The following is a 6,638-nucleotide window of genomic DNA, read 5'->3' on the forward strand; positions in this document are numbered from 1 at the left end:
AAGTGCTGGCGCAAAGCCTTTTGAAAGCGGTGTGCCTGAACCTGTTAAAGGCAGCCAACAGGCTTCGTGTGCCTGCTGCTGCCTGAAAAGGCAATGGGCACCCCGATAAAGGGGCTAATTGGGGGAAATATGGACGAGAAATACGTCTGAAAATGAAAAAACGGTTACCTTGATTGTTCAGGTAACCGTTTGGATGGAGTAGCTGGTATTTCGCAAAGGTCTCAGGCTGTGTTTGGATATTGCGTTGACAGCATACCGGCAATACGGATTTTTCCTACTACCGTCAGGGAATCCGAAATCCATGTGTGAAATCCGGCTTCTTTTTTAAAACAAATACCCGCAAATACCAAAGCCGGATTCCCACCCGCATGGGGATGACGAAAAATGAAGCATCGACACAATATCCAACGCAACCGTTGCAGGCGGGAATCCAGCGGACTGCCCCGAAAATTCCGGAATTTCAGACGGCGTTACGGCGGAATCCGTATGACCGGCCGGAAACGGAACGGTCGTGCACGGCATCGGTTTGCGCATTTTCAGACGGCCCCGATACCCGTCTGCAAAACCGCACGCACTCAGGTATAATCGCCGCCATTGCCACCATCCTGCAAAGAGAGACCGACATGATTAACCCCATCTCCGCCCTTTCCCCGCTCGACGGCCGTTATGCCTCATCCGTCGAAGCGCTGCGTCCGGTGTTTTCCGAATACGGCTTGATGAAGGCGCGCGTGAAAGTCGAGCTCGAATGGCTCAAAGCCCTTGCCGCCGAAGAAAAAATTACCGAAGTTCCCGCATTCGGCAGTTTCACACTATCCGAAATCGACAAAGTCATCGCAGGTTTCTCGCTGGAAGACGCGGCGGCGGTCAAAGCCATCGAAGCCACCACCAACCACGACGTGAAAGCCATCGAATACTGGCTGAAAGAGCGTTTTTCCGGCGTGCCCGAAGTGGCGGCGGCGAGCGAGTTCATCCACTTTGCCTGCACCAGCGAAGACATCAACAATCTGTCGCACGCACTGATGCTGCAGGAAGCGCGCGAAACCGTGTTGCTACCGAAATTGGAAGAAATCATCGCCAAACTCACCGAAATGGCGCACGAACTGGCCGCCGTGCCGATGATGAGCCGCACCCACGGCCAACCGGCCACCCCGACCACCGTCGGCAAAGAAATCGCCAACGTGGTGTACCGCCTGCAACGCCAAGTCAAGCATCTGCAAGCGCAGGAATTTTTGGGCAAAATCAACGGCGCGGTCGGCAACTACAACGCGCACATGGTGGCCTATCCCGATGTCGATTGGGAAACGCACTGCCGCAACTTCGTCGAAATCAGCCTCGGCCTGACCTTCAACCCCTACACCATCCAAATCGAGCCGCACGACTACATGGCCGAGTTTTTCCAAACCCTCAGCCGCGTGAACACCATTCTGATTGATTTCAACCGCGACGTTTGGGGTTATATTTCATTGGGTTACTTCAAGCAGAAAGTCAAAGCGGGCGAAGTCGGCAGCTCCACTATGCCGCACAAAGTCAACCCGATCGACTTTGAAAACTCCGAAGGCAACTTGGGCATGGCCAACGCCGTATTGGGCTTTTTGGCCGAAAAACTGCCCGTTTCCCGCTGGCAGCGCGACCTGACCGACAGCACCGTATTGCGCAACATGGGCGTGGGCGTGGGCTATGCCGTACTCGGTTTCGCCGCCCACCTGCGCGGCTTGGGCAAGCTGGAAGCCAACCCCGCCGCGCTCGCCGCCGATTTGGACGCGACTTGGGAACTCTTGGCCGAACCCATCCAAACCGTGATGCGCCGCTACGGTGTCGCCAACCCGTATGAAAAACTGAAAGACCTTACCCGCGGCAAAGACGGCATCACGCCCGAAGTGCTGAAAGTGTTTGTCGAATCGCTGGAAATCCCAAGCGAAGCCAAAGCGCAGTTGCTGGCCCTGACCCCTGCCCTGTATGTGGGCAAAGCGGAAGAATTGGCGAAACGGATTTAATCCGTACTCCCCCAATCCCGAACAGCAAACAGGCCGTCTGAAAAAAGTTTTCAGGCGGCCTGTTTGCTGTTTTTCAATCGGATAAGTTAAAACTGAATTTTCAATAGACTGTATTTGGATATTGCGTTGGTAACATACCGGCAATACGGATTTCTCCGGTTTCCGTCATTCCCGCGCAGGCGGGAATCCATGTTTGAAACCCAGTATCTTTTGTTAAACAAGTATTTGTGAATATCAAAGCTGGACTCCCGCCTGCGCGGGAATGACGGAAACCGGAGAAATCAGCCTTGTAGATTGCCAATCAACATAATAACCAAATATAGCCAGCCATATTAAAAAAGAGATTTCTGCCTACACGGGAATAACAGCATCGGTTATCAAGGCATTATCCGAACACGGCCGTCTGAAAAGCAGTTGCGGCAATCAAAACAGATTTCATCCCCGCCTTGATACACAGAAGTATCGAACATTGTCCAATTTCGGGACAAAAAAAGGGCAGGCATAAAGCCCCCCCTCTTGTACTGCCGTTTTCGCATTGTCCGACGGCCTGCCTGCGCGTTTTTAGAAAATCTCACGCCAACTGATGCGGCGGATATTCGGCATCGGACCTGTGATGACAAACGAACTCATGTCGTTGCCGACCAATGCGCTGGCGTTTTTCGTAAAGAAATAACGGTTGTTCGGAACACGGGGGGTATCGGTCAGGGCAGGATCTGAGCCGCTGCCGCCGACATCGCCGTCAACGGTAACGGGACTGTTGTCGGTTTTCTGGCCGTCCATCAAAGTAAAGCTGACGATGCCGTCGAGTTTCAGGCCGTTGGCAAACGGCGTTGCTGCGCTTGTGGGATTGTTGCCGTTGCCGCCATTATTACCGTTGCCATTGCTTCCGCCGTCGGCATCGCCGTTGTTTTGTTTGAATACGGTATCGGGCAGGAAGCGTGCGCTTCTCGGAGTCAGCGCACCGCCGTTTTCGGCATTGATGCCCAGCAGTGTGGTGCTGCCGGATACCGTGCTGGTTTCGCTGTTCGGGACGCAGACGTCGCCGCTTGAATTGCCCGAAACCGTTGTGCGGTTGTAAGAACGGGTGGTTACGACAGCCGTGCGCAGAATCATGGTCGGTTTTACTACCACACGCTCTCCGATTCCGGGCAGGGCGATGCGCCAGCCTTTTTTATCCGCGCCGACGGTGTTGTTGCTCAGGAAAACGTATTCTTTGGTTTTGCCCGAATCGTCGGTTTGGATTCTGGTTTCGGTGGTCTGAACCTGCAATTCGGCAGCGGAGGCATCTGCGGCAGCCGTGTCGAGATTGTCGTAGATGCCGTATACGGCCTGCTGTTCGGTGTTGTCCAAGTCGCTTTGGTAAATATCGCTGCCTGTGCCGAAAATCACGACGTATTTATTGGCGGAACGGCGCGATACGGCAGGTGCCGCGGTAACCGGCTGGTTGGGGCTGCCTTTGAAAATGCGGCTGGCCTTCCATTCAGACGGCCTTTGTCCGCGCAGGTCGAAACGGTACATATTGCCGCCGTAATCGCCCGCATAGGCTGCATCGACAATGCCGTCGAAGTCGGTATCGACAAGGGTGGGCGACGACAGGCCGCCTACGCCGTCTGAAACTTCGATTTTGCGGATGAGCGTACCCGCGCTGCCGGTTACGCTGCCGCTGGCGGCTTCCTGACCGAGCATGTCGTAGACGTAGAGCGCAGTTTCGGCGTTGTTCTGACGGTAGCCGCTGGCAAGGAAACCTGCGTAGCGCACGTTTTGGGTGATGCTGACGGGCTGGGTGTCGCGCTGGATGGAAACGCGGCCGATTTGCGGCGTGCCGACGGTGTAGCCGAGTGTGTTGCCGGCACCTTTGGGCGTTTCAAACAGCGGAACTTCGTTTTTCCATGCGGCGGTGTCGCTGTTGCTCAGGCCGGTTGCATCTCCTGTGGTACGGTTCCGTCCGCCGAGGTTGAGCGCATATGCTCCGCGCCCGCCCTGTCCCATCGCGCCGAACATAAACACCTGCTGGCCTTTTGCGCCGCCCGCTGCGGTTTGGCGCATCACGAAGCCGCCGTTGACCATATACCGGTGGGGAACGGATTCGCCGTATTTTTCATGCGCGGTGTCTTTAAGCACCTTGCCCAAAGTGGTGGTCGTGCCGTCTGAAAGGTCGCGTTCCATGCCTGCGGGAATGTAGCTGAGCTTCAGATCGTAAGGACTGCTGCCGGCTGTGCTGCGGAACAGGTGCACCATGCCGTCGTTGGCGGCGGCGGCCATGAATTCGGAACGTCCTTCAACCATACCGCCCGCAGTAGCCACGCTGCCGTCGAGAATGTCACCGAGATTGCGCACTTCGTTGGCGGGCTGCTCTTTATCGGTACGTTCGCGGTAGGGCTGGCTGTACCGTTTGCCTGCGGCAGAGGACTTTATGGTGCTGTCGTTGCCGTTGCGGGTAATCCACGGTAACAGCGCGTTTTTCCATTCCAGATTATCGGCCGCGCTGCCTTGGGCGATGCCGAAATCGGCGTTGGACAGGTCGTCGTTTCTCAACGTATTGTCCGCCCACAATACTTTGGAACCTGTATTGATGAGTGTTTTGCGGTTGGCAAACGACGGCTGCGCGGTGGCGGCATTGACGTTGACCGAGCCGTTGGGATTTATTTTGTAGAAGTGGAGCTGGCTGCTCCATGTGGCCGGATGCAGGCGCACGAACGCGGCCAGTCCGGAAATGCCGCTGCTGGTGGGCGCGGGTGCAACCGACCCTGTGGTCGAGGGTGCGGGCGCATTGTTTTGGCTGGCGGTTTCGACCGATTTGAAAATATTGTCGAAGGCCGTCTGAAGTTCTGCGGCGTTGTCGGCCTGATAATAACTTTGCGACGTGCTTTGGCCGCCGCGCTGGAGATAATTCCTGCCGCGTTCGCTGATGCCCCTGCCGAAGCCTACGGTGTAGGTTTCGACAATCTGCTTGGCGTAGATGCTTTGGCCGTTGGCATCTTTAGGGTCGGCGGCATCGCCTCTCCAGCTTTTGCCTGCGGCATCCGTGCCCGATTTTTTCAGGCCGTCTGTAAACAGTTGGCGGCTGAAAAAGCGCAGGCCGTCGTTTTGGTCCCATACGGAATCGTACCAACCGTCCCGGTCGTCCACGCATTGTCCGGCCCGTTTCGAGCCGAAATACGGGTCATTCAAATCGCGGAAGGAAGGGTATTGGCGGTAACCGCAACTGGTGTTGGCATCACCGTCGGACATCAGCACGATGAAGTTCTGCTGGCAGCGGTAGAGGGTATGGTCGCGCACCGTTCTGACGGTTTCGTAATAGCGGCGCGTGGTGGGTGTACCGTTTTGAGCCGTCAGCCTGTCCACTTGGGCCGAAACGGTCTGCCATTGGTCGGTATAGCCTGACAAGTCCGCATTATTGTTGTTGTGCAGCGTTTGGAAACCCCAGTTGATTTTGTTTTGGTATTTGTTCAACACCAGTTTCAGGGCGTTTTTGGTGATGCCCAGTTTGCTGCGGCTGCTGCCCTCGGCCATCCGGCCTTCGGGCGTTGCCGCCATACTGCCCGAATCATCGATCAGCAGCATCACGTTGGGCTTGATGCCCGATGCGCCTGTAGTGGTGGTTTTGCTTTGCAGGTAGAGCGGCGTATCGGCGAAACGGCTGTCGGCCGCTGCCGTGCCGTTGAATGCGAATGCAGCCAAAACGCTGTAACACACGGGGCGGATTTTTCTGCCCTTTACGGCATGGATTTTCTTTGTCATGTGAGAAGTTCCCATCATCAAGCTTTGCGGAACGGCAGGCCGTTTCCGTTGTCGTTATTATCGTAATTTAGAGTGATACGAAGAGTTCCAATAGTAGCACATTTATTTATTTAGGGTATAAATTATCTTTCTTTTCCAGCGGTTACATTACATTCATTATTAATTATTTGCAAATGAACGGTTGGAAAATCCGATAAAAGGCAGGCCGTCTGAATTTTGCAGCCGATTGCGCTTAACGGTAGAATAATCTTTTCAACATTTTAGAGACACTTCCATGACCGTCAAAACCCGTTTCGCCCCCAGCCCCACCGGCTACCTCCATATCGGCGGCGTGCGCACCGCCCTGTTTTCATGGGCGTTCGCCCGGCAAGCACAAAGGCGAATTTTTACTGCGCATCGAAGACACCGATCTGGCGCGTTCCACCGCCGAATCGGTCAACATCATTCTCGACAGCATGAACTGGGTCGGCCTGAATTACGACAACGCCGGCAACGTGGTTTACCAAACGCGCCGTTTCGACCGCTATAAAGGAACTCATCGTCAAAGACATGCTAATGGTTATTGCTTCTTTATAGATAATAAGACATAACCGTTTCTGCATAATTTCCAGAATTTTCAATAAATAATAAGTTTTGTTTGCTTTCAGACATGATATTCCTTTTGAATTTAAATAGATTTTAAGCCCTTAGAACTTTATCATTTTCCCGCAAGAGCTAACCGGGAAAACCCACAAAATATAATCTCTTCCTTTTCCATGACTTACGATAAATTCTTGCCCATTAGCAAATCTGACATTGTAATCAATGTATTTAAACTTTATGGGAAGAAAGTACATTTTTTGAAATAGCTCGGTTTTTCTATCATATGATGACACTAATCCTCGATATGCTATTCTAGGTTCC

Annotated in this window: 2 protein-coding genes and 1 pseudogene; 2 read left to right on the plus strand and 1 reads right to left on the minus strand. The window is 53.9% G+C overall.

Going from position 1 to position 6,638, the window contains the following annotated elements:
- Positions 1-623: 623 nt before the first annotated feature.
- Complete coding sequence (purB, locus tag ACEYDX_RS10655) at positions 624-1,994, plus strand: adenylosuccinate lyase (RefSeq protein WP_373741998.1); 1,371 nt, start codon at positions 624-626, stop codon at positions 1,992-1,994.
- Between the two features lie 561 nt (positions 1,995-2,555).
- Here purB and pilC read toward each other — a convergent pair.
- Entirely contained in the window at positions 2,556-5,735 is a 3,180-nt protein-coding gene (pilC, locus tag ACEYDX_RS10660; protein WP_373741997.1) for a PilC family type IV pilus tip adhesin, read from the minus strand.
- 274 nt (positions 5,736-6,009) lie between these two features.
- Between pilC and ACEYDX_RS10665 the strand changes: the two are divergent.
- Positions 6,010-6,307, plus strand: a pseudogene (locus tag ACEYDX_RS10665) (glutamate--tRNA ligase family protein); the annotation flags it as partial.
- Between the last annotated feature and the right edge of the window lie 331 nt (positions 6,308-6,638).

This window comes from Neisseria sp., from assembly GCF_041804105.1.
Taxonomy (GTDB): Bacteria; Pseudomonadota; Gammaproteobacteria; order Burkholderiales; family Neisseriaceae; genus Neisseria.